The 21,798-nt window shown below is 68.6% G+C and carries 19 protein-coding genes and 2 pseudogenes; 11 read left to right on the forward strand and 10 right to left on the reverse strand.

The window, feature by feature from the left end:
- Positions 1-2: 2 nt before the first annotated feature.
- The 3 genes from OG504_RS05135 to OG504_RS05145 form a co-directional block, all read right to left on the reverse strand.
- Complete coding sequence (locus OG504_RS05135) at positions 3-1,379, reverse strand: ABC transporter substrate-binding protein (RefSeq protein WP_405988615.1); 1,377 nt, start codon at positions 1,377-1,379, stop codon at positions 3-5.
- A gap of 200 nt (positions 1,380-1,579) precedes the next feature.
- A complete protein-coding gene (locus tag OG504_RS05140; protein ID WP_405988616.1) occupies positions 1,580-2,617 on the reverse strand; it encodes a LacI family DNA-binding transcriptional regulator in 1,038 nt (345 codons plus the stop codon).
- A gap of 229 nt (positions 2,618-2,846) precedes the next feature.
- Positions 2,847-3,269 carry an organic hydroperoxide resistance protein gene (locus OG504_RS05145; RefSeq protein ID WP_405988617.1) on the reverse strand — a complete coding sequence of 141 codons (423 nt, stop codon included), beginning with the start codon at positions 3,267-3,269 and terminating at the stop codon, positions 2,847-2,849.
- Positions 3,270-3,635: 366 nt separating this feature from the next.
- Here OG504_RS05145 and OG504_RS05150 point away from each other — a divergent pair, with 366 nt between their 5' ends.
- Together OG504_RS05150 and OG504_RS05155 are read left to right on the forward strand one after the other, a co-directional pair.
- Positions 3,636-4,490, forward strand: a complete 855-nt coding sequence (locus tag OG504_RS05150; RefSeq protein WP_405988618.1) for a chitosanase — start codon at positions 3,636-3,638, stop codon at positions 4,488-4,490.
- A gap of 254 nt (positions 4,491-4,744) precedes the next feature.
- Positions 4,745-5,683: an SDR family oxidoreductase gene (locus OG504_RS05155; protein WP_405988619.1), complete on the forward strand. Its 939-nt coding sequence runs from the start codon at positions 4,745-4,747 to the stop codon at positions 5,681-5,683.
- Here the strand turns inward: OG504_RS05155 and OG504_RS05160 are convergent.
- From OG504_RS05160 to OG504_RS05170, 3 genes are all read right to left on the reverse strand, one after another.
- The gene (locus OG504_RS05160) at positions 5,652-6,350 is read right to left on the reverse strand and encodes an RNA polymerase sigma factor (RefSeq protein ID WP_405988620.1); all 699 of its coding nucleotides are present in this window, start codon (positions 6,348-6,350) and stop codon (positions 5,652-5,654) included. The two genes, OG504_RS05155 and OG504_RS05160, sit on opposite strands and share 32 nt — an antisense overlap.
- Before the next feature lie 125 nt (positions 6,351-6,475).
- Positions 6,476-7,843: a carotenoid oxygenase family protein gene (locus tag OG504_RS05165; RefSeq protein WP_405988621.1), complete on the reverse strand. Its 1,368-nt coding sequence runs from the start codon at positions 7,841-7,843 to the stop codon at positions 6,476-6,478.
- A 24-nt stretch (positions 7,844-7,867) separates the two neighbouring features.
- On the reverse strand, positions 7,868-8,434 hold the full coding sequence (locus OG504_RS05170; RefSeq protein ID WP_405996257.1) for a hypothetical protein: 567 nt from the start codon (positions 8,432-8,434) through the stop codon (positions 7,868-7,870).
- Between the two features lie 264 nt (positions 8,435-8,698).
- Between OG504_RS05170 and OG504_RS05175 the strand changes: the two genes are divergently transcribed.
- A complete protein-coding gene (locus tag OG504_RS05175; protein ID WP_405988622.1) occupies positions 8,699-9,322 on the forward strand; it encodes a PadR family transcriptional regulator in 624 nt (207 codons plus the stop codon).
- Between the two features lie 60 nt (positions 9,323-9,382).
- Here the strand turns inward: OG504_RS05175 and OG504_RS05180 are convergent, their stop codons facing one another.
- Positions 9,383-10,033 carry a TetR/AcrR family transcriptional regulator gene (locus OG504_RS05180; protein WP_405988623.1) on the reverse strand — a complete coding sequence of 217 codons (651 nt, stop codon included), beginning with the start codon at positions 10,031-10,033 and terminating at the stop codon, positions 9,383-9,385.
- Between the two features lie 93 nt (positions 10,034-10,126).
- On the opposite strand from OG504_RS05180, the gene OG504_RS05185 reads away from it, so the two are divergent.
- Positions 10,127-11,542 carry an MDR family MFS transporter gene (locus tag OG504_RS05185; protein ID WP_405988624.1) on the forward strand — a complete coding sequence of 472 codons (1,416 nt, stop codon included), beginning with the start codon at positions 10,127-10,129 and terminating at the stop codon, positions 11,540-11,542.
- 115 nt (positions 11,543-11,657) lie between these two features.
- A complete protein-coding gene (locus OG504_RS05190; RefSeq protein ID WP_405988625.1) occupies positions 11,658-12,656 on the forward strand; it encodes an FAD-dependent monooxygenase in 999 nt (332 codons plus the stop codon).
- On the opposite strand, the pseudogene OG504_RS05195 reads toward OG504_RS05190, so the two are convergent.
- Positions 12,647-13,879, reverse strand: a pseudogene (locus OG504_RS05195) (IS701 family transposase). The gene OG504_RS05190 and the pseudogene OG504_RS05195 sit on opposite strands and share 10 nt — an antisense overlap.
- 250 nt (positions 13,880-14,129) lie before the next feature.
- Here OG504_RS05195 and OG504_RS05200 point away from each other — a divergent pair.
- The 3 genes and pseudogenes from OG504_RS05200 to OG504_RS05210 all read left to right on the forward strand — a co-directional run bounded on the left by OG504_RS05200 (position 14,130) and on the right by OG504_RS05210 (position 16,206).
- Positions 14,130-14,525 carry a PPOX class F420-dependent oxidoreductase gene (locus tag OG504_RS05200; RefSeq protein WP_405988626.1) on the forward strand — a complete coding sequence of 132 codons (396 nt, stop codon included), beginning with the start codon at positions 14,130-14,132 and terminating at the stop codon, positions 14,523-14,525.
- Positions 14,526-14,742: 217 nt separating this feature from the next.
- The gene (locus tag OG504_RS05205; RefSeq protein ID WP_405988627.1) at positions 14,743-14,898 is read left to right on the forward strand and encodes a hypothetical protein; all 156 of its coding nucleotides are present in this window, start codon (positions 14,743-14,745) and stop codon (positions 14,896-14,898) included.
- A gap of 324 nt (positions 14,899-15,222) precedes the next feature.
- Positions 15,223-16,206, forward strand: a pseudogene (locus OG504_RS05210) (alpha/beta hydrolase).
- A 135-nt stretch (positions 16,207-16,341) separates the two neighbouring features.
- On the opposite strand, the gene OG504_RS05215 reads toward OG504_RS05210, so the two are convergent.
- Positions 16,342-16,818 (reverse strand): RICIN domain-containing protein, encoded by a 477-nt coding sequence (locus tag OG504_RS05215; protein ID WP_405988628.1) that lies wholly within the window; start codon positions 16,816-16,818, stop codon positions 16,342-16,344.
- A 1,108-nt stretch (positions 16,819-17,926) separates the two neighbouring features.
- On the opposite strand from OG504_RS05215, the gene OG504_RS05220 reads away from it, so the two are divergent.
- The 3 genes from OG504_RS05220 (at position 17,927) to OG504_RS05230 (ending at position 20,961) form a co-directional block, all read left to right on the forward strand.
- Positions 17,927-18,040 (forward strand): TetR/AcrR family transcriptional regulator C-terminal domain-containing protein, encoded by a 114-nt coding sequence (locus OG504_RS05220; protein ID WP_405996258.1) that lies wholly within the window; start codon positions 17,927-17,929, stop codon positions 18,038-18,040.
- A 360-nt stretch (positions 18,041-18,400) separates the two neighbouring features.
- Positions 18,401-19,132: a GPR1/FUN34/YaaH family transporter gene (locus tag OG504_RS05225; protein ID WP_405988629.1), complete on the forward strand. Its 732-nt coding sequence runs from the start codon at positions 18,401-18,403 to the stop codon at positions 19,130-19,132.
- Positions 19,133-19,164: 32 nt separating this feature from the next.
- A complete protein-coding gene (locus OG504_RS05230) occupies positions 19,165-20,961 on the forward strand; it encodes a CocE/NonD family hydrolase (RefSeq protein ID WP_405988630.1) in 1,797 nt (598 codons plus the stop codon).
- Between the two features lie 43 nt (positions 20,962-21,004).
- Here OG504_RS05230 and OG504_RS05235 read toward each other — a convergent pair whose 3' ends face one another.
- Positions 21,005-21,691 carry a TetR/AcrR family transcriptional regulator gene (locus OG504_RS05235; RefSeq protein ID WP_405988631.1) on the reverse strand — a complete coding sequence of 229 codons (687 nt, stop codon included), beginning with the start codon at positions 21,689-21,691 and terminating at the stop codon, positions 21,005-21,007.
- Between the last annotated feature and the right edge of the window lie 107 nt (positions 21,692-21,798).

Raw genomic sequence — 21,798 nt, forward strand, 5'->3', positions numbered from 1 at the left:
CGTCAGCCTCCCTTGACCGTGAAGCCCTGGCTCTTGGCGAAGGTCGTGATACGCGACTGCCAGGAGCCGAGCGCGCGGACGGTGTCGGTCTTGTCGGCGAGGGACTTGCCGACGGTCTCGGTCCAGTCCGTGGCCACCCGGTCGAGGAACGGCGGCCACTGGAAGGCGGGGTCGACCTGGGCACTGATGTCCGCGAAGACCTGGTTGACCTTCTGGCCGCCGTAGAAGGCGGGTGCGTCGGCGAGGAAACTCGGCTCCGAGAGCAGGGTCTTGGTCGCCGGGAAGAAGAACTGCTCGGTGGCGAACATGTTGGCGCTGGTGGGGTCGCTGTTGAGGAACTGGGCGAACACCGCTGCCTGGATGGGGTTCTTGGTGGAGCGGATGACCGCGGTCGTGGAGCCGCCCCAGTTTCCCGAGCTGGGCTTGGCCGCGTCCCACTGCGGCAGCGGGGCCGCGCGCCACTTCCCGGAGGTGGCCTTCGCCGAGCCGGAGAGGAAGGCCGGCCCCCAGGCACCCGTCAGCCAGGTCGCGTACTTGCCCTTGTTGAGGGCCGCGTACCAGGCGTCGGTGAAGTCCGGCTCCACGCCGATCACACCGTCCTTGGCAAGGGTGCCCCAGTACTCGCCGAGCTTCTTGGAGACCGCGTCGTCGACGCTGACGGTGATGTCACTCTTGCCGGAGGTGACATACGGCTTGGCGCCCGCCTGCCACAACAGGCCGTGCCAGGCGGCTACTTGGTTGGCGGCGAGGTTGGTGAGGTAGACGTCCGGGTCGGCCTTGTGCAGCTTGCGGGCGGCGGCCGCGAACTCGTCCCAGGTGGTGGGGACTTGGATGCCGTGCTGGTCGAAGATGTCCTTGCGGTACAGCATGCCCATCGGACCGGTGTCCTGCGGGATCGCCCAGATCTCCCCACCGCTACCGCTGACCTGCCCCCAAGTCCAGTCCACGAACGTCGACTTGAGCGCGGAGGCGCCGTAGGGACGGAGGTCGAGCAGGCTGTCGGTGATGGTGAACGTCGGGATCGCCTGGAACTCGATCTGCACCATGTCCGGGGCACCACTGTTCGCCTTCAGCGCGGTGCGCAGCTTGGTGTACTGGGGAGTCCCCTGACCGGCGTTGACGATCTTGACCTTGACGGCCGGGTACTTCTTCTCGAAGAGCGCGACCTCCTTGTCGATGTTCGGAACCCAGGTCCAGAACGTCAGTTGGGTCGGCGTCTTCATCGCCTTGTCGATGTCGGCCTGACCGACCGGCTTACTGGACGAGCCGGCCGTACCGCCGCCACCCCCGCCACAGGCGGCCAGCGACAGCGCGCCGGCGGCGACGAGAAAGCCCCGACGGCTGAGGGACGAGGGCGAGTTGAAGAAGGGTCCGGACATGATGAACTCCCGAGAAAGGGTATGGGTGACCGGCACACCGACCGACGGCGTGCTGAAGGTGTTTTTGGAGCGGTGTGGATGAGGGGCGGGACCAAGAACATCCGGTGCCGCAATCGCCCCTTGCTTTTAGGGGCGCGGGGAACTGCGCGACCAGCCCCCACCGGCCCGCAGACGAAAACCCAGCGGACCCAGCGGAGCAACTAGCGCGGCGCCGCCGTAGACGCCCGAACAACAAGCTCAACCGGCGGGTCGATCATCGGCAACGGATCCGACCCGGGGTTCTCAATGGCATGCACCAGCAACTTCAGACCGCCCTGAGCCATCGCATCGAACGGCTGCCGCACAGTCGTCAACGGCGGAGTCACATACGCGGCGACCGGCGTGTCGTCGAACCCGACCACACTGACGTCCTGCGGAACCCGCCGCCCCGCCTCCGTCAGCGCCCGGATCAACCCGATCGCCATGTCGTCATTGGCGGCGAACACCGCGGTAACGGTGGAGTCCGCGCCGAGCTCACGCCCGGCCGCATAGCCGGACGCGGCCGACCAGTCCCCCTCGACGACCGGAGGTTCCGCCCGCCCGTACGCCGCGAGCGCCGCACGCCAGCCGTCGAGCCGGTCCCGCGCCGAGTACCAGCGCTGGGGCCCCGCCAGATGGTGGACCGTGGTGTGGCCCAGTTCCAACAGATGCTCGGTGGCCGCCCGCGCCATCTGCCCGGAGACGATCCCACCCGTCACGACATGCGGCGCGGCGAACGGCGGCGGTGCGCCGAGGACAAGCACCGGCACATCGACCCGCGCGGACAACTCCGCGCCGCCCTCCTCGTCGATCGGCTCCGAGATGACGATGCCGTCCACGCCCTGGTCCAGGAGCGAGTCCACGGCACCGGCGATACCCGCCGCCTCGCCCTCCATCGTGTTGACGACACGGAGCGCGTAGCCGGTGTCCCGTACGGCCCGTTCGACGCCCATGAGCAGCGAGGCGGGACCGTACAGCGCGGTGCCGAGCGTCACGACGCCGATGGACCGGGTGCGTCCGGAGGCCAGCGCGCGGGCGGCGTTGTTGGAGCGGTAGCCGAGTTCCCCGGCCGCCGCGAGGACACGACGGCGTACGTCCTCGGAGACGTACGGCTCGTCGTTCATGACCCGGGACACCGTCTTCTGCGACACGCCCGCGAGGCGTGCCACGTCCACACTGCGCGGCGCGGCTCCCGCCCCACGTCCTGTCACTGGTGTCATGGTGTCTCCCGATCTCCGGCAGCCGCATCCTAGCCCGACTCCGGTCTATGACTGCGCTGTCATGACTGCGCAGTCATATCTACGCAACGGGGCGGGACGCGTCAAGACTTCGCGCAACATCCGCGAAATACGGAAGCACCGGACGAGGCGCGGGGCCCGCCCCGTCCGGGTGCGGCGGACAGCCCGAAGGCCCCGCACCCTCTCGGAGCGCGGGGCCTGAAGTCCCGTACTACACCGTGGTGTTGAGAGTCACCTCGATGTTGCCGCGGGTGGCGTTGGAGTACGGGCACACCTCGTGCGTGGCCTTGACCAACTGCTCGGCGGTGGACTGCTCCAGGCCGGGCAGATGCGCGGTGAGCGAGACGGCGAGGGTGAAGCCGCCGGCGTCCAGGGCGAGGAGGCTGACCTTCGACCGGACGGTGGAGGCGCCGACCTGGACGCCCTGCTCGCCCGCGATGAGGCGGAGTCCGTTGTGGAAGCAGGCGGCGTACCCGGCGGCGAAGAGCTGCTCGGGGTTGGTCCTGTCGCCGCCGGGGCCGCCCATCTCCTTCGGGACGGCGAGGAGTTCGTCCAACACGCCGTCGACGGAACGGACTTCGCCGTTGCGGCCGTCGCCGGTCGACAGGGCCTCGGTGGTGTAGAGCGTGGGCATGGTGGTTCCCTCTTCGTCGTTGCTACGAGTGGTGGAGTGGTTCCGAGTCTGGAGCCGCCGCCCGCGCACAGCCTGCCCCTGCCAGGGGCACGCTTCCCGGCGCCCCGGTGATCGATACTCGGCCGGCCGCACCGGTCGGTGAACCGGCCGTCCACCGACCGGAGTTCACGTGTCGCCGAGGTGGCCGACGCGACAAGCGTGGGCAAACCGTCAAGCATCACCCTCGCACAGCCACGCGACTCTCGTTCATAGCTACGAACTTGGCTCCAGGTGGGTGCCTTCGGCGCCGAACCTCTGATAGTTAACTTTCCTATCAGTTCGGCGGTACGACCAACTCCCCACCCCCCACCACCCTTTGGAGTCCCCGTGGTCCACCCGTTCCGCGACCCTGCGATCTCCGAGCCGGCGAGCCCCTCGCGTCGGACGCTCCTCGCGCTCATCGGCGTATCGCTCGCCGCAGCACCTCTGCTCCGCGCTCCGCAGGCCTCCGCAGCCCCCACGGCCGCCAAGGCGATCGGCCTCGACGACCCGGCGAAGAAGGAGATCGCCATGAAGCTGGTGTCGAGCGCGGAGAACTCCTCGCTCGACTGGAAGGCCCAGTACAAGTACATCGAGGACATAGGCGACGGCCGCGGCTACACCGCCGGCATCATCGGCTTCTGCTCCGGCACCGGCGACATGCTCGACCTCGTACAGCTCTACGCCACCCGCAAGCCCGGCAACGTCCTCGCCAAGTACCTCCCCGCGCTCCGCAACGTCAACGGCACCGACTCGCACTCCGGGCTCGACCCGAACTTTCCCAAGGACTGGCGCACGGCGGCCCAGGACACGGTGTTCCAACAGGCGCAGAACGACGAGCGCGACCGCGTGTACTTCAACCCCGCCGTCAGCCAGGGCAAGACCGACGGGCTGCGGGTGCTGGGCCAGTTCACGTACTACGACGCCATCGTCATGCACGGCGACGGCGACGACCCCACCAGCTTCCGCAACATCCGTGCCCGCGCCCTGCGTTCGGCCAAGCCGCCGGCCCAGGGCGGCAACGAGACGACGTACCTCAACGCGTTCCTCGACGCGCGTGTGTGGGCCATGAAGCAGGAAGAGGCCCACAGCGACACCACCCGCGTCGACACCGAGCAGCGCGTCTTCCTCCGCAACGGCAACCTCGACCTCAACACACCGCTGAACTGGAAGGTCTACGGGGACAGCTACACCATCAACTGACCGGTCCTGCCGCCTGGTCGGGAGGCGACTCGGCGGACAGTGCGGCGCCAGGACCCGGGGGTACGGGTCCTGGCGCCGCTGCCGTTTCTCTCCGAAGCGTCCACCGCAGCGCACCCACCTGAGGTCATGCCTGCCGCGCATCGCCTTATGCGACACAGGACTTGGACACCCGAGCGCGGCCTTCCTAGCGTGGTCCGTGAGCCCGTCGCCAACGGCCGCCGGGTCGACCCGAACCGATCTGGGGGATCTCCACTGTGCGTGTTTTCGTTGCGGGCGCGACCGGCTACATCGGCTCGGCCGTCGTCCGCGAACTCCTCGACGCAGGGCACCAGGTCCTCGGCCTCGCCCGCTCGGACCCGGCCGCCGACACGTTGACGCGGTCCGGCGTCGACGTGCACCGCGGCGACATCGACGACGCCGACAGCCTGCGCGCCGGAGCAGCGGCGGCGGACGGTGTCGTCTACGCCGCGAACCAGCACATCTCCGAAACCACCGACCCGGCCGCCCGTGCGAAGGCCGAACTGAACGCGGTGGAGGCGATCTGCACGGAGCTGGAGGGCACGGGCAAGCCCTTCGTGGTCACTTCGGGGGTCATCGGCCGCACACCGGGCCACCTGCTGACCGAAGAGACCCCCACCGTCCCCACTCCCGTCACGGCCCTACGGCTCCAGGTCGAGTCGTCCGTCCTCGCCGCGGGCGAGCGCGGAGTGCGGTCGTCGTCGGTACGGCTGGCCCCGACCGTGCACGGACCGGGGGACGCGCGCGGGTTCATCTCGACGCTCATCGGCGTCGCCCGTACGACGGGTGTGTCGGCCTTCGTCGGCGACGGATCGAACCGTTGGCCGGCGGTGCACCGCCGTGACGCGGCGACCCTGTACCGACTGGCCCTGGAATCCGCCCCGGCCGGTACGCCCTTCCACGCGGTCGCCGAGGAAGGAGTGCCGTTCGGGGACATTGCACGGGCCATCGGACGTCAGTTGAGAGTCCCCGCCGTGAGTCTCACTCCCGAGGAGGCGAGCCGGCACTTCGTCGGTTTCCTCGCCCCGCTGGTCGCGCTCGACAACCCGGCGTCGAGCGCCCTGACCCGGCAGCGCACGGGATGGCGGCCGGCCCACCCGGCGCTGGTCCCGGACATCGAACTGGGCCACTACTTCGGGGAGTTCAGCGCAGGGCACCGATCCGGTCCGGAGTGAGGTCGGCGCTCGCTCCAAGTCCCTTGCGTCCTACGGCGGCCAGCAGCTCGCGGGCCTCGACCCGGCTGGCGCGGACGCGTTGTCCGGCATCTCCGTGCGGGGCGTCCGCCGTGGCGGCAAGAGCTGCCGCCAGCTTGGTCCGGCCCTGACTCAGCCTGCTCCGTACCGTGCCGACGGGCACCCCGCAGACCTCGGCGATCCGTTCGTACGAGGTGACCCCGGTGGCGAAGTACCGCAGCACCAGCGGCATACGCAACACCGGGGAGAGTTCCTCCAGTGCTTCCCAGACCCAGTCGCGCAGCGTGTTCCGCTCCAGCCACTGCTCCGGGCCCATGTGCGTGGACCGCAGGGGCAGTTCGCCCACCGGCCGGACCACGACCGCCTCCCGCAGTACCTGCCGACCGGCGTTGCGCACGACCGTCCGCAGCCACGCGCCCACCGCCTCCGGGTCCCGTACGTCCCCGATCCGCAGCAGCGCCGTCAGCGCGGCGTCCTGCATCACGTCGTCGGCGTCCGCGCCCGGCCCCAGGATGCTCACCGCCACCGCGCGCATCCCCGCCCGGTGCCGTTCCAACAGCAGCCCCAGCGCGGCGACTTCACCCGTCTGGGCCGCACGCGTCAGCTTCGTGTCCTCCGTGCGTGCCGCCCTCGCGACGTCCCCCATCATGCGTCCCTTTCGGCACCTGGTCACGGCTGTTCGGGGCACCCTGACGAGAGCCGTCCTCCGGACAACCCGAGCGTTCGGGCCCGGAGGACGGCTCAGCGTTCATGACGTCGGCAGGGTGCGGTGTGTCAGGCGTCCGCGAGCCAACTGCCGTGGAATCCGGCGGGTACCCGTCGGGGCAGGTGGATGGTGGCCACCGGCTCCTGGGTGAGGTTGTCGGCGTCGAGGATGACCAGGTCACTGCGGTCGGTCGAGGCGTCGTAGACGTACGTCATCAGCCAGCCGGGGCCGCCGGGTCGATCGTCGGCGGGGGCGAAGGCCGCCTCGCCCGGGAGGCGTCCGGGAGCGAAGTAGTGGCTGGCGACGCTCGACTTGCGGAGGTCGTACCGGTGGATCGCCGCGCGCGCCTCGTTCGGGTCGTACTGCGGGAGTTCCGGGACGGGTGCCGCGGTGGCGTGGCCGAAGTCGGCGGGCAGGCCCGCGAGTCGGTCGTCGATGCGGGGGAACTCCCCCGGGTGGTCGTCCAGTTGCTCCTCGCTGATCGCGCCGGTGGTGAGGTCGATGGTCCACCGCCACAGGTGTGCCGCCGTCGCCACGGTGGCGCCGTCCCGCAGGGACGGGTACCTCATGCCGAGCAGGACGAGGCTCCGACCCTCGTTCTCCTCATAGGAGTTGAGGGTGTGGAAGACATAGCAGGGGTCGATGTCGAACCAGCGGATGTCGCCGTGCGGGTCGTCCCTGCGCAGGACGCCGAGCCTGGCTCCGTAGGTGTCGGACCAGACGTACGGCATGCCGCCGGCCGGATCCATGGCTCGCTCGATGCTGAACACGGCGGGCAGGTCCATGAAGACGACATGGTTCCGGGTCAGGTAGAAGTCGTGCATCATCGTGTGCGCCGGCACGTCGATCGGCCGGCTGACCGTCAACTCGCCGTTGGCGTCGGCACGGTGATAGGTGAGGTAGGGCGCCGAGAGCCCGCCGTAGCCGTAGAAGTGCAACTCCCCTGTGACCGGGCAGGTCTTGGGGTGGGCGGTCATCGGGGTGCGCAGGCGGCCGCCGAAGTCGTAGGGGCCGACCGTGTCGAGTTCGCGGCCCGCCTCGCAGCTCAACTCCTGCGGGAAGGAAGTCTCGACGAGGGCGAGGGTGTGGCCCGCGTGCCGTATGACGTGGGTGTTGGCGACGCCCGCGGCGAGGTTCATCCCGCCGTCACGGCCGTAGACCTGGGCGCCCGTTTCGAGCGTGGGGGTGCGGACCCAGCGGTTGCGGTACGAGGTGGCCTTGCCGCCGTCGAGGCGGACGCCGTGCACCATCCCGTCGCCGGTGAACCAGTGGGCCGAGGCCGCCTCGTGCGGGTTGGGGCCGTTGCGCAGGTACCAGCCGGTGAGCTCCGGCGGGATGGCTCCGGTGACCGCGAGTTCGGTGACGGTGATCTCGTCGGGGACCGGGGCGAAGTTGCCGGCCAGGTGCGGAGGCGGTGGGGTCTTGTCCGTACTCATGGGGAAGTCCTTGGATTCGGCTGGTCAGGCTGACGCTGCTTGCATGGCTTCGAGGCGCGCCTGGACACGCTTGGGGTAGACCGAGGTGAAGACGGCGGGGGCGACCAGGCCGACGACGTGGGCGGTGATGCCGACCCAGGCGGGGGCGTCGGTCGCGTTGCTGATGGCCAGGACGACGGCGATGAACGTGAACCCGGATCCCCAGGCGGCCGTGATGTGGTTGTTGACGGCGAGGAAACCCGGGGTGTCCCAGTACTCCTCGGGCGCCTGTCGGCGGGCGATCCCGAGCGTGAACGGGCTGCGGAGCGCCATGCTGCCCCAGGCCGTCCCGGCGAGCCAGACGAACGAGATGACGTCGCTGTGGTCCTGGATCGACGAGTCGGGCGAACTGAAGGCGATCGCCCCGATGATGACGAAGTAGATGATGGTGCTGATCTCCAGCACCATCGCGTCCATCGCCACTCCCCTGCGCCGGTCCTGGAGAAGCAGCAGGACGCCGACGACGACGCCGGCCACCGCGCCCCAGCGCCAGTCGACGGCGGAGACGAAGCCTGCCGCGATCCATGGGTAGAAACCGCGCAAATAGCCCATGATTCCCACGTTGAACTTCCTCACAACTCGATGTTCCAACTTTGACAGGTGGAAGCTAGATGCTCCGCAATCAACATGTCAAGAATGGAATATTGAACGAAAGCCCGCCGCGTCACCGCCTTCACAGACCCACACCGGCCCTACCTGCGCAAACCGTTTCGACCGCACCCGGCCTCCACGCGACCCCCCTCCCGGACGCACAGAATCCGCATGGGTAGTTTTCGACCTGTCAATATTGGAGTGACAGGCGTTAGGCTGGTCCGCATGAGCCTCCGCAACGCCCTCCTGGGCCTCCTCGTCTTCCGCCCCGGCAGCGGCTACGACCTGCTGAAGATGTTCGACACCTCGCTCGGCTACGTCTGGCCCGCCAAACAGAGCCAGATCTACGGCGAGCTGACCAAGCTCGACGCGACAGGTCTGATCAAGGTCACGGAGGAGGGCCCCCGGGGGCGCAAGCAGTACTCGCTCACGCCCGAGGGGCACGTGGAGACGGTGCGCTGGCTGACCGAGAACCGTGAGAGCAGGCCGCTGCGGAACCCGATGCTCCTGCAGACCTTCTTCCTCGGACTCCTGCCGCGCGAGGAAGCGGTCCAGCGGCTCCTCGACCACGCGGAGGCCTCGGCCAAGGAGCACGACGCCCTGGTCGCCCTCCGGGACACGGAGGAGTGGGACAAGGACATGCTCACCGTGTGCGGCCGGCTCGTCCTCGAACACGGCATCCGGCAGCGGGTGTTGGAGCAGGAGTGGGCCCATTGGGCGGCGGAGCAGCTGCGCACGGTGCACATCAAGGGTCCCGACGTCCCGGGCCCCACCGAGCGGACGGCCGCGTCGGACGCGGACACGTCGAGCGCCGACGACGCCAACGACCAGGCGCACTCGGGGCATTGAGATGCGGCGGGACTCTCCCGATGACTCAGGAACGCCTGTTGATCACGCCCGCACGCATTCCTACCGCACGGCGTATGCCCGCATGAATGCGTGGGCCCCGTCGATCATGGTCTGACGGACCCGTTCCGGGTCGGGGTTGGCGGGCACCGGCTGACGGTCGTAGGCTAGCAGGACGGTCAGGGCGAAGAAGTGGTCGGCTGCCAGCCGCGGGTCGTCCGTGTCCAGGAGCCCGGCGTCGGCGAAGTGGGCCAGCCGTTCCGCGAACACCTCCTCCACCTCCCCCGTCGCGATGTCGTCCCGGGTCGTCGGAGTCCGCAGGCGCTCCTGGGCGACGAGGGCGAAGCCGGCGGCGTAGTCGGCCGAGCCCACGATCGACGTGCCGAGGTCGATCGCCAACTCCGTGAGCGAACTTTCGAGTTGGGGCACCGTCGCGATCCGCGCATCCTCCGGGAGGTGCTCGTCGAGCGCGCGGCCCACCGTGTCCAGCATCGACTGGGACACGTCGGCGAGGATGGCCAGGAAGAGGCGCCGCTTGTCGCCGAAGTAGTCGTACACAGTGCGCTTGGAGACCGCGGCCCGGGCCGCGATGGCGTCCATGCTCACGCGGTCCACTCCCTGGTGCACGAACAGTTCGCGCGCGGCGACGAGGATCGCCGTCCGCTTCTCCAGGGACCCCTCGCGCACCGTCTTCTCCGTACCCACCGCGCTCATCCGCACCTCCGCAGCTCCGCAGCTCCGCAGCTCCGGGGCAAACCCTACACCGACGGGTGTAGCAACTACACTGCACGGTGTAGTGTCCTCGCCATGACTCCGACAGTGACGGCCTCGCAGGCCACGACTCCGGTGACCGATCGCCGGCTGAACCTCATCAGCCTGGTCCTCGCCCTCGGCGTGTTCACGACCCTCCTGGACACGACGATCGTCAACATCGCCCTCGACCATCTGCAGGCGGTGTTCCACGCCTCGGTCGCCCGGACGCAATGGGTCGCGACCGGCTATCTGCTGGCCTTCGTGTCGGTGATCCCGGTGAGCGGATGGCTGTCCGAACGGTTCGGCGCGCGCAACGCCTGGATGTTCGCGGTGGGCGCCTTTCTCGGCGGCTCGCTCCTGTGCGGCCTCGCGGGTTCGCTGCCCGCGCTCATCGTCTTCCGGGTGCTGCAGGGAATCGGCGGGGGCATGGTCATGCCGATCACGCTCTCCATCGTCACGCGGGCGGCCGGCCCGGAGCGCATCCACCGGGCCACGGCCGCCGTCGCGCTGCCCGGCCTGCTCGGACCGGTCCTCGGCTCGGTGCTCGGCGGCGCCATCGTCCAGTCGCTGAGCTGGCACTGGCTGTTCCTCGTGAACGTGCCGGTCTGCCTCGCCGCACTCGTGCTCGGCCGGATCCTGCTGCCCGCGACCGCGGGTGAGCGCGGCCACCGACTCGACGTCCCCGGTTTCCTGCTGCTCACACCCGCCGTCGTCGCCGTCGCCTACGGCATCAGCGGGATATCCGGCAAGGACGGCTTCGCCGCCGTCACCGCCTGGCTCCCGATCCTCATCGGCGCCGCGCTGCTCGCCGCCTTCACCGTCCACTCGCTGCGCGCCCGGCAGCCCGCTCTCATCGACGTGCGCATGTTCGCCCGACGCGGCTTCGGCCTGGGCAGCGTCATCACGTTCGCGGGCGGCTTCTCCACGTACGCCCTGTCGTTCCTGCTCCCCCTCTTCTACCAGCAGGTCCGCGGCGAGACGGTCCTGCACACGGGCGTGCTGCTCATCACGCAGGGGCTCGGCACGATGTTCTTCGTCGTGGCCGTGCGCCCCCTCGCGGCACGGTTCGACAGCCGGTTCGTCATCGCCACCGGAGCAGCGCTGACCATGATCGGGACCGTGCCGTTCGCCCTCGCGGACGCACACGGCGGTACGGCGGTGCTGCTGGCCGCGCAGTTCGCCCAGGGGCTCGGCTTCGCCGCCACCACGTTCCCGGTGATGACGCTCACCCTCTCGGGCCTGAGCCACGCCGAGACTCCCCGAGGCAGCGCGGCGTTCAGCGTCGTCCAACGCGTGGGCGCGCCCTTCGGCGTCGCGGTCGTCGCGATGATCCTGCAGAGCCTGGTCGACGGCGCGACCACGGCGGCGGACCAACTCGCGGCGTTCTCAGGCACGTTCTGGTGGATCTTCGGCCTGGGTGCGGTGCCGTTGGTCCTCGCGTTCTTCGTTCCCTCGACCGACCAGGGCTGATCCTTCCCCAAGGCCGATCTTGCTCCGTTGGCACGGTAACAACGTTAACGCTACCGTCGACGATAACGCCGTTAACACCTAGGGGTCGGACCCTTCAGCGAAGCCGAGGCAGCCCATGGCACGACTCAAGGTTCCGATCTCCGGCGCGACCATCGCCGGGCCCGCGCCGGCGCTCTGGCTCGCCAAGTACGGTGCGGACGTGACGGTCGTGGAGCGGTGGCCCGAGCTGCGCACCGGTGGCCAACTGGTCGATCTCCGCGGGGTGTCCAGAGAGGCGCTGCGCCGGATGGGGGTCGACACCCAGGTCCGGGCCGAGCGCGAGGGCAACTTCGGCCTCTCCTTCCTCGACGGCCAAGGACGCACGAAGGGGGCGCTCCGCGCCGATCAGTTCGGCGGCGACGGACCGGTCGCCGAGATCGAGATCTTGCGCGGCACCCTCTCCAGGGTGCTCCACGACCAGTCGCGGGACCGGGTCGACCACCGGTTCGGCGATCGCATCACCTCGACCCGCGACGCCGGTACGAGGGTGAACGTCGAGTTCGCGTCCGCACCCGCCGAATCGTTCGACGTCGTCGTCGGAGCGGACGGCCTCCACTCCGAACTGCGCGAGACACTGTTCGGCCCGGAGTCCAACCACCTTCACCACCTGGGGACTTACATCTCCTTCTGGACGGCCCGGGACCACATCGGGCTGCAGGACTGGACCGTCGCCTACAACGAACCCGGCAGAACCATCGGGATGCGGTCCATCCTCGGCAACACGAAGGCGATGGCATTCTTCAGCTTCCGCGCCGGTCAACCGTCGTACGACTGGCGTGACACCGACGCCCAGATGCGCATCGTCAAGGCCCACGCGTCCGGCATGGGTTGGGAGGCGGCCGCGCTCCTCTCGCAGCTCGACACGGCGCCCGACTCCTACTTCGACACGTGCAGTCAGGTCAGGCTGCCCAAGTGGTCGGCCGGACGCATCGGCCTGCCGGGAGACGCCGCCTACAGCGCCTCACCCCTGTCGGGCCACGGCGCCACGATCGCCAAGGTCGGCGCGTACGTCCTCGCCGGTGAACTGGCAGGCACACGTAGTACTCCAGCCGTAGATCGTGATCTTCATGCGTGAGCGGTTTGTCGCCGGTAGTGACTGGCCTGGGATCGGGCCTGGTGGCGGCGTCGCCAGTCGGACCAGCCGAGCCGGTGGACGGTGTCGTGGACGGGTTGGACGATGAGCGTGATGAACAGTCGTTGGATCTCGTTGCAGGTGAGCGGTATGAGGGCGTCGGGTGCGGGGGGCGGTCGTGTTCGTCCGCGCGGACGACGGCCAGGAAGGCGTGGGCGAGCATGGCCAGGGTGACCCAGCGGGACCAGGACGGCTAGCGGCGGACCTGGTGTTCGTCCAGGGCGGCCAGGCCCTTGCCGGACTGGAAGAACTCCGCCACCCTCCACCTTGATCCAGCGACGCACGCCAGGGTGTCAGCGGCACCGGTACGGGCGAGTAGCAGCGGTAGTAGGCGAGTTCGCCGGTGCTGCGGTTGCGGCGGATCAGCAGCTGACGGGTCCCGGGCCGGGGTCGGCGAGGTCGATGACGGCCCAGTCGTAGAAGCGGTGGCCTTTGGCTCCGGCCCCTGCGGACAGCTTCTGCCAGGCCCGCTTGGGCACCTTCTTGGCCAGGGTGTCCGCGCGGAACTTCCCGGCGCCGGTGGTGACTTCGTGCGAGCAGGCCACCGCGAGGACATAGCCGGTCCGGCGTTCCTCCGGAGCGGTCAGCAGCTTCGGGTTGCCGCCGTAGACCTCGTCCCCTGCAACCCAGGCGGCCCGGTGGCCGACGTCCAGGAACCGGGCGACCATGTGGGCGGCCAACTCAGGCTTGGTCGCGAACCCTGTCTCCTCACCGAGCCCGGCGGTCCGGCAGCGGTCGGGGTCGGCGGTCCAGGAGCGCGGAACGTACAGTTCCCGGTCCACCGCGGCGTGCCCGCGCCGCCCCGCGTAGACCAGGTAGACGGCGACCTGGGCATTTTCGATCCTGCCGGCGGTGCCGGTGTACTGGCGCTGGACGCCGACCGTGCCGGTGCCCTTCTTCACGTCCCCGGTCTCGTCGACCACCAGCACCGCCTGGTCGTCGTGCAGATGCTCCACCACGTCGCCACGCACGTCGTCGCGTACCTGGTCGGCCTCCCACTTGGCCCGCCCGAGCAGGTGCTGCATGCCGTCCGGAGTCCTCTCCCCGGCCCACTCGGCGATGGTCCAGCAGTTCTTGCGCGGCAGGTCCGACAGCAGCCCGAGCACCAACTTCCGCACCCGGCACCGGGGTTCGACCCGCGCAAACCGACCCGCGATCCGGCCCATCAGGCCCTCGAATGCTGACTGCCAGCAGGCAGGGTCCACGCTGCGACCTGCGGCCACCGCCTGATCTTCAGTCTTCACACACCGATGATCAACGGTGGCCGTATGCGTTCCCGCCGCGGCCCCCACCAGAAAGATCACGATGGAACGGCTGGGAATCCGGCCCCTCGATACGGCAGCGGGAAGGAGCCGGCCTTCGCATCTGTTCTGCACACGTAGTGATCCCAGGAATGCTGGACAGAGGGGCGAGGCTGTGTCAGAGCTGTTCAACGAGGAGATGCGCAAGCTGCTGGACGGGAGGAACTTCGCCACCGTCGCGACGCTGAACCGGGACGGCGGGCCGCAGACATCGGTGGTCTGGATCGTCAGGGAGGGGGATACGGTGCTGTTCTCCACGACGGCCGGGCGCCAGAAGGCGCGGAATCTCGCACGGGATCCACGGGTCAGCCTCACAGTCTTCGACACCACGAACCCGTACCAGTCCGTAGACATCCGCGGCACTGTCGAACTGATCGACGACTCGGAGAAATCGCTGCCGCGCAGGCTCTCGCAGAAGTACCTGGGCGAGGACCCGCCGGCCGAGCCGGAGGAGGTGCTCCGGCTGATCGTCCGGGTGACCCCGCAGAAGGTCACAGGCTTCTCCGTTTGAGGCTCACAGACGCCTGGTTGCCCGCCGTGCCAGGCACGGCGGGCAACCGCCTACTCGGGGCGGGCTTGGCACAGCGGCGATCGGCAACGACTCATGCACGATCACGATCTACGGCTGGAGCGCTAGGGGCATCACGGGTGCGTTTACCCGGTACGAGCGGAAACTGCGCCCGTGGATCGGGCAGATCCAGCGGTCGGCTCCCGACTCAGGGAAGACGATGACGCCCCCGACCAGGTACGGCATCGCGTTCCGCGACAACGTCGTCCGCCTGGCAAGTCACGTCCCCGGCAAGGAACTTCTGATCCGGAGCCAGATCAACAGGTCGAACGCGTTCACGCTCGACGACTACTCACGGCACCTCGCAGCGGCCTGACCCCGCGCCGCTCCTCCCTGCCCCACACCTCGAAAGGGCTGTCCATGTAGGTCAGTTGCGTCAATCCCCCCGAACTTCCCTCCCTGCCGGGCCACACGACCGACCGTGCCGCCGAGCTGACCGCGATCGTCGCCGCGGCCCGCAAGGGCCACCCGACTCCGCCCGCGAGCACCGCCGTCGGCGTCACCACCCTTTACGCGGACGATTTCCTGGTCGAGATCGAGGTCGTCGCGACGCTCTGATGCGACGGCAGCCGGGACCGTCCCGCGGTCACCGTGCTCTCCCCTTGTCCACGACACCTACGACCGCCCGTACGGAGCAGCCATGTCTCTGACGCCGCCCCCGTTCGACCCCGAACTCGGCGCCGTCCTCGACTCGTTGAAAGAGGTGCTCACACCCGGCCTGACGCTCGAGGAGATCGACGGCCTCCGCAACGGTCCTGCGGTGGCCGCGCTCGCCGAGATCGACTTGACGATGGACGGCGCCTTCGACATCGAGCACCGGTCGGTACCCGGGCCCGAGGACACGCCGACCATCCCCCTCCCCATCTGCCGCCCCACCGGGCCGGCCCCGGCGCATCCTCGCCCGGTCGTCTACTACGTGCACGGCGGCGGCATGGTTATCGGCGACAACAGGTCCGATGTGACCGTGCCGTTGGGCTGGGCGAAGTAGCTGGACGCGGTCGTCGTGTCCGTCGGCTACCGGCTGGCCCCGGAGCACCCGCATCCGGCGCCGGTCGAGGACGTCTACGCCGGGCTCGTCTGGACGGCGGAACACGCGGCGGAGCTCGGCGCGGACGCCGAGCGGATCGTGATCGCCGGTACCAGCGCGGGCGGTGGACTCGCCGCGGCACTCGCCCTGCTCAGCCGTGACCGTCAAGGCCCGCGTGTCATCGGCCAGTTGCTGATGTGCCCCATGCTGGACGACCGCAACGACACCCCGTCCGGCCACCAGATGACCGGCGTCGGCATCTGGGACCGTACGGCCAACGAGACCGGCTGGACGGCGCGGCTGGGTGCATCGCGCGGCGGCCCGGACGTGTTCCCCTATGCCGCACCCGCCCGCGCCGAGGACCTCACGGGCCTTCCGCCCGCCTTCCTGGACGTCGGATCCGCCGAGACCTTCCGCGACGAGGTCGTCGCCTATGCCGCCCGGAGCTGGCAGGCGGGCGGCACAGCCGAACTGCACGTCTGGCCCGGCGGCTTCCACAGCTTCGCGGGCTTCGCCCCGCAGGCACGGCTGTCGCAATCGGCGCTCACCGCCCAACTCGACTGGCTGCGCAGGCTGTTGGGAGAGAGCCAGGGCTGATCACGTCAAGCCGGTCGGGGCCGGTCGGCGGTTGACGCGATGGAAGTGCCGTCATATCGGCCGGGGTTGCTCGCCCCCTCGGTCTCGCGGACATCGAGCTCGAAGCGGACAGTCTCGGCGTCTTGCTACTACTTACTAAATCCTGATCCAGCGAATTTGCTGGTTCTCGGCCGAGTCCGTGCAGACGGACGTGTAGACGACGTGCGTTCCGGACAGGTTGGTGGCGGTGAGGCATTTTCCAGTCTGAACATTGATCCACTGACCGTAACTGCTGGAACTCGGGTAAACCCGCCGCCACCGCTGGTTTGTACCACCGTTACAGGAAAGCGTGTAAACCGAATTCGCGGAGTTGGCGTCGAGACACCGGCCCGTCGCCCTGTTCTTCAGGTAGTACGAGGTCCCGCTGATGAACTGCAGATCCCAGTCCTGGTTGTATCCGGTGTTGCACCCCTGCGTGTAAGCACTACCGGCACTGTTGCTGTCAAGACAGACATTGGTACGACGGTTTTCATAGCTGGCATAGTCGGCGGCCGATGCCGGCGAAGAAATACTGACGGTCGCCGCTGCAGTCAGCGCAGCTATGATGGCGAATTGCTTTGAAGATTTATGCACTTCCGGCCTCCCCGTTTCAAGCCTCTAAAGCGAGATGGAACCCATCTCTCATTCATGAATGTCATTGCGAATCGGCTGCCCGAACGGTGCTGCAGCCGCGAGAACCCGCCTGCGAAGTGCCATGTCCCCCGTGTTGATCGGCAGCAGTGTCGTTCCGGTGACGCGCTCACGCATGGTGATGATGGCTTCTTGCGGACGCAGGCCGTGCGGCACCACTGGGTCGGGCGGTGCCGATGCGTCATGACGGTAGGCGCAGAGGCGTAACTGTTGCGTCCCACGGTGGGTGGAACTCCCGCTCCACCAAGCGCGGTAGTCGCGCGGTCGCTGCAACTTCCGCGGTACCGCGAAAGGTTGACTTCCGCCGCGCGCATGGACATCAGAGGGGTGCGGTCGGCTGGACGGTCTTGAGCGTCAGGTCGAGGTGCTGGATCCCGACGACACCGCCAAGGACCTGTAGGGCGTCGCCAACGTCGTGGGCAAGCTGTCGCGTGAGCGGAAGGACGATTTCACCGGCCCGATCGCACCGCGGCCGCGAGGAGTCCGATCCGTCGGGACGAGTGGTTCTGGAGGATTTTCCGGACGGCTTCGAACTGGTGGAGGACGCGGTCCGACCGCGCCCTCAGGAGAGAAGGACCCGCTTACGTAGCAGGCCGAAGCCGGCGCAGCCGAACATCTGCCGCTTGAACATCTTGATCCGGTTGACTGCCTCTTCGGCGGGGCCGGAGTTCCAGTGGGTGGTCAGTCCGGCGGTCACGGCGTCGTAGTCGCTGTCCAGACCGGTGGCGAAGCGACTGATGCCGGGTAGGTTCGCGGCGGCAGCTTGGTTGATCCGGGCGGGCAAGTCGATACCGAAGAACGTGGTGAGCATCTCGGCGAAGGAGCTGACCAGGTCCGTGGCAGTGGCAGGTTCAGGGCAGCGGGACAGCACGGCCATGCGGAGAGGCTTGTCATCCTCGGTGAGGGTGCCGAGATTCCGCGTGAGCAGGCCGGTGACCTGCCGAACCGACGGAGTCGGCGGGATGAAGGCGCCTTCTCGTAGCAGCAGGGCCTGACCGACGACGCCCGCGACAGGCTCACGTTCCCCGGCGCGAGCCGGACCTACCCCCAACTGTTCTCCACCCCCGTCGAGGAGATCCTCAACTTCGACGACCGCTTCGAGTTCGGACTCGGGCTCATTCTCGGCGGCCTGCGCGGGCAGCTCCCCCGGAACGATCTCCGCTGAGGGCACCCCCACCCTCGTTTCGGAGAATATATCTCCACTTTCTTCGGCCCGGGAAGCCCTGCGACACGGCTCTCCCGGACGATCACTCGCCACCCGCCCAACCACTCCGGGCGAAACGACGGCCACCCCTCCCCACCAGGGACGATGCCCGCGATCCGCGCGCTGGAGACGCACCCCTGAAACCGCCCCCGCGCCGCGTTCGACCCGTCGACAGTCGCCGTCGAGACGCCTCAGGGGGCGTTTTCCACTTCGGTTCGATCCCTTGACAGCCTCAACCGGCCGTTCCCAAACTACCGACCATTCGGTTGACGGCCCGGGCCGAGCGCCCCCGCTGTCGACATTCCAGAAGGGTTGATCACCATGACCGAAGTGTCGCTTCACGATGCCCAGAGCCCGCCGGTCCCGACAGTCACCACCTCACACATCGGTCACGCGACAGCCGTGGGGGCGGCCGGATTCGCGTGGTGCTCGCTCATCCTGGGCCTGCACACCGCCGGCATCATCGACGCGGCGGACGGCACGATCGTGCTGGCGGGGACGTTCTTCTACGGCGGCATCGTCCAACTCGTCGCGGGATTCTTCGCGTTGGCGTCCGGCGCGACCTTCGCGGCCGCGTTCCTGACGGCGTACGGGGCGTTCTGGCTCGGCTACACCGTCATCGAGTTCTGGGCGGCACCCCACATCGCGGGAGCGGCGGCGGCCGCGGCGAAGGCCGGCGGGGCGTCGGCGGAGGCCTCGGCGGCCGCGGGCGGGCACGCGGTGATGCAGTCGCTGGGGCTGTTCCTCATCGGCTGGCTGGTCGTCACGCTGGTCTTCGGCATCGTGAGTCTGGGCACGAACGCGGTGATCGTGAGCGCGTTCTCCCTGCTGACGCTGACGATCGTGCTGCTGGTGACCGCCTACCTGGGCGCTTCGAGCGCGGGGGTTCCGAGCGATTCGGTGCTGAAGACCGCCGGCTACGTCGAGATCGTGCTGGCCACCGTCGCCTTCTACCTGGTCCTGGCGGAGCTGACCAACGACATCCGCGGGCGTGCCGTGCTCCCGCTCTTCGCCCTGAACCGCGCCCCGCAGGCCGCCGCGCAGGCGGCGTGACGCGGAACCCCCCACCCGTTTCAAGGAGCCGCATGAAAAAGCCCAAGGCAAGCGACCGGATCCAACTGCCCCACAGAGTCTCCGTATTGGGCAGCGCCACCACGGTGCTCCTCCTCGTGGCCGCAGGCCAGACAACGGCCACCGCACTCCCCGCGCACGCGGCCAACTGGGCACCGCCCGCTGCGAGTTACGCGGCGAGCGCGCCCGTCCACACCACCGTCACCATGGACGACGGCGTGAAGATCGCCGTCGAGGTCGTCTACCCGACCGACCCGAGCACCGGTGCCCGCGCGTCGGGCCCGTTCCCCGTGCTCCTGACCCAGAATCCCTACGGCGCGCAGCGCTCCGACCCCACGGACAGCGGCACGTACTTCGTGCAGCGGGGCTACATCTACGTGGCCTCCGCCGTCCGCGGCACCGGTGACTCCGGCGGTCAGGTCGACTGGTTCGGGGAACGGCAGGGCAAGGACGGAGCCGACCTCGTCGACTGGGCGGCGCACTCGCTGTCAGGGTCCAACGGCAAGGTGGGGCTTGACGGTTGCTCGTACCTCGGAGTCGACCAGTGGTTCACCGCCGCGGCCGTGGGCAAGAGCTCCGCGCTGAAGGCCATCACACCCTTCTGCACCGACTCCGACTTCTACAACGACCTCACGGGCAACGGCGGTATCCCCACCCCCTTCGTGGCCGGCATCGCCCAGGCCGAGCCGCGCGGCCCCGAGGACGACCCCGCCACCGACCCGCAGTCGGTGACCATCGCCCAGCAGGCCGCGGGCGGTTCACGCTCGTACAACGACGCCTACTGGCAGTCCCTGAACGTCCAGAAGAAGCTCATACCGAAGATCGTGGGCAACAACATCCCGGCGCTGACCGAGGCCGGCTGGAACGACCTCTTCCCCGGCGGCAACCTCGGCGCCTACGTGTCCGCCCAAAACGCCTACTTCCACCGGCCGTTGACCGATCCGATCTCGTCGGGCGAACCCGTCACCAGCCGTTACCAGACGATCGTCGGCCCCTGGACCCACGGCGAGCACGTCAACGAGGCGACCCTGCAGGGCATCCGCCTGGAGTGGTTCGACACCTGGCTCAAGAACGCGCCCACCGGCATGGCCAATACCTCAACTCCCCTGCACCTGTTCGAGAACGGCGCGAACACCTGGGTCGACAGCGCCACCTGGCCCCTGTCCTCCGACGCCCGTACCTACTACCTCGGCAACGGCTCCCTCACCCCTGGCAAACCGACGGACGAGGGCAGCGACACGCTCTCCCGGAGCGCGGCGACCGCGGCCAACACCCTGACCTACACCACCGCCCCGCTCACCAGGGCGGCCCTGCTCAACGGCCCGACCGACGTCACCCTCTACGCCAGGTCGACGACACCGGAGACCGAACTCTCGGCCAAGCTGAGCATCGTCGCGCCGGACGGCACGGTGACCAAGCAGGCCGACGGCATCCTCCTGGGCAGCCAACGCGCGCTGGACACCCAGGAGAGCTGGTACGGCGACAACGGCAGCCTCCTCAAGCCCAGTCACCCCTTCACTCAGGCGTCACAGCGCCCGGTGACACCCGGCCAGACCACCCGCTACGACATCTCCCTGCTGTCCAACTTCACCAGGATTCCGGCCGGTTACCGGATCCAGATCAGCATCAACAGCCAACCGCCGGCCGACTTCCACTTCCCCGTCGCCCCGACCCCGCAGGAACTGGCGAACCTGGCCGGCGGCGTCTACACCGTCGAGCACTCCCCGCAGGCGGCGTCCTTCGTCAACCTGCCTCTGACGACGCCGAGTTCGGCCACACCCAGCGACACCGACTGGGGACCGTCCTCCTGAAACGCGAAACACGGGTGGCAGGTCTGCGCGTACGGCAGACCTGCTACTCCTTTGCCGAGACGGGCCTGACCAGACCCATCACCTGCTCCACCGTCTCGTTGCTCAGACTCGGTGTCGTCAGCGGAAGGTTGTCGGGCCGCTGCCGGATGCCGTTCAGGATGATCTCGAAGTAGCGGCGCCACACATCGGGCCGCTTGCCCTGGGTGAACTGGCTGGCGGCACTGAGCATTTGCACGATGACGGGGATGTCGGAGGGAGCGATCTCCGCACGCAGATCCCCGCTCTCCTGCGCCCGCTGGATCAGGGCCTCCAGGAAGGGGAGCATCCCGCCGCGCATCGTCTCGATGGGCTCGGAACTGTGGCTCCCCAGCATGATCACTTCCTGCAGACCACGGTTCTCGGCGAGGTCGGCGCCCATCTCCGTCAGGAAGTCCACGAACCCTTCCCAGGGATCGGGATGAGCGAGCGCCCGCTCCGCCGACGCCTGCCGCATCCCGAGATCCTGCTCGAACAGGGCCCGCACAAGGGTCTCTTTGTCCGGGAACCGCCGATACACGGTCCCGACCCCGACCCCCGCGTGCCGGGCCACGTCGTCGAGCGTGACCCGCAGCCCGTGCTGGCCGAAGACCTCCCGCGCGGCACGCAGGATCTTCTCCCGGTTGAGGGCTGCGTCGCGCCTCAGCGGGCGGTCGCCCTCCATCGGAGCATCAACCCCGGAACCCTCAGCCATAACCCCATGTTAACCCTGTTGATCACAGGCAGGTTCGGCCATCGCACCTCCCTCTCCAAGGCACCCGGCAGAAAACGTTGCAACAACCATCGGGGTACACTGGCGCC

Source organism: Streptomyces sp. NBC_00986, assembly GCF_045162565.1.
Lineage (GTDB): Bacteria > Actinomycetota > Actinomycetes > Streptomycetales > Streptomycetaceae > Streptomyces.

What these genes read in the sequence shown, in the direction of transcription:
- OG504_RS05170 (WP_405996257.1), bottom strand. Translation starts at nt 8,434, where the DNA reads ATGGGCTATTTGCGCGGTTTCTACCCATGGATCGCGGCAGGCTTCGTC.
- OG504_RS05190 (WP_405988625.1), top strand. Translation starts at nt 11,658, where the DNA reads ATGGCACGACTCAAGGTTCCGATCTCCGGCGCGACCATCGCCGGGCCC.
- OG504_RS05145 (WP_405988617.1), bottom strand. Translation starts at nt 3,269, where the DNA reads ATGCCCACGCTCTACACCACCGAGGCCCTGTCGACCGGCGACGGCCGC.
- OG504_RS05180 (WP_405988623.1), bottom strand. Translation starts at nt 10,033, where the DNA reads ATGAGCGCGGTGGGTACGGAGAAGACGGTGCGCGAGGGGTCCCTGGAG.
- OG504_RS05185 (WP_405988624.1), top strand. Translation starts at nt 10,127, where the DNA reads ATGACTCCGACAGTGACGGCCTCGCAGGCCACGACTCCGGTGACCGAT.
- OG504_RS05140 (WP_405988616.1), bottom strand. Translation starts at nt 2,617, where the DNA reads ATGACACCAGTGACAGGACGTGGGGCGGGAGCCGCGCCGCGCAGTGTG.
- OG504_RS05230 (WP_405988630.1), top strand. Translation starts at nt 19,165, where the DNA reads ATGAAAAAGCCCAAGGCAAGCGACCGGATCCAACTGCCCCACAGAGTC.
- OG504_RS05225 (WP_405988629.1), top strand. Translation starts at nt 18,401, where the DNA reads ATGACCGAAGTGTCGCTTCACGATGCCCAGAGCCCGCCGGTCCCGACA.
- OG504_RS05175 (WP_405988622.1), top strand. Translation starts at nt 8,699, where the DNA reads ATGAGCCTCCGCAACGCCCTCCTGGGCCTCCTCGTCTTCCGCCCCGGC.
- OG504_RS05160 (WP_405988620.1), bottom strand. Translation starts at nt 6,350, where the DNA reads ATGATGGGGGACGTCGCGAGGGCGGCACGCACGGAGGACACGAAGCTG.
- OG504_RS05165 (WP_405988621.1), bottom strand. Translation starts at nt 7,843, where the DNA reads ATGAGTACGGACAAGACCCCACCGCCTCCGCACCTGGCCGGCAACTTC.
- OG504_RS05235 (WP_405988631.1), bottom strand. Translation starts at nt 21,691, where the DNA reads ATGGCTGAGGGTTCCGGGGTTGATGCTCCGATGGAGGGCGACCGCCCG.
- OG504_RS05135 (WP_405988615.1), bottom strand. Translation starts at nt 1,379, where the DNA reads ATGTCCGGACCCTTCTTCAACTCGCCCTCGTCCCTCAGCCGTCGGGGC.
- OG504_RS05205 (WP_405988627.1), top strand. Translation starts at nt 14,743, where the DNA reads ATGACGCCCCCGACCAGGTACGGCATCGCGTTCCGCGACAACGTCGTC.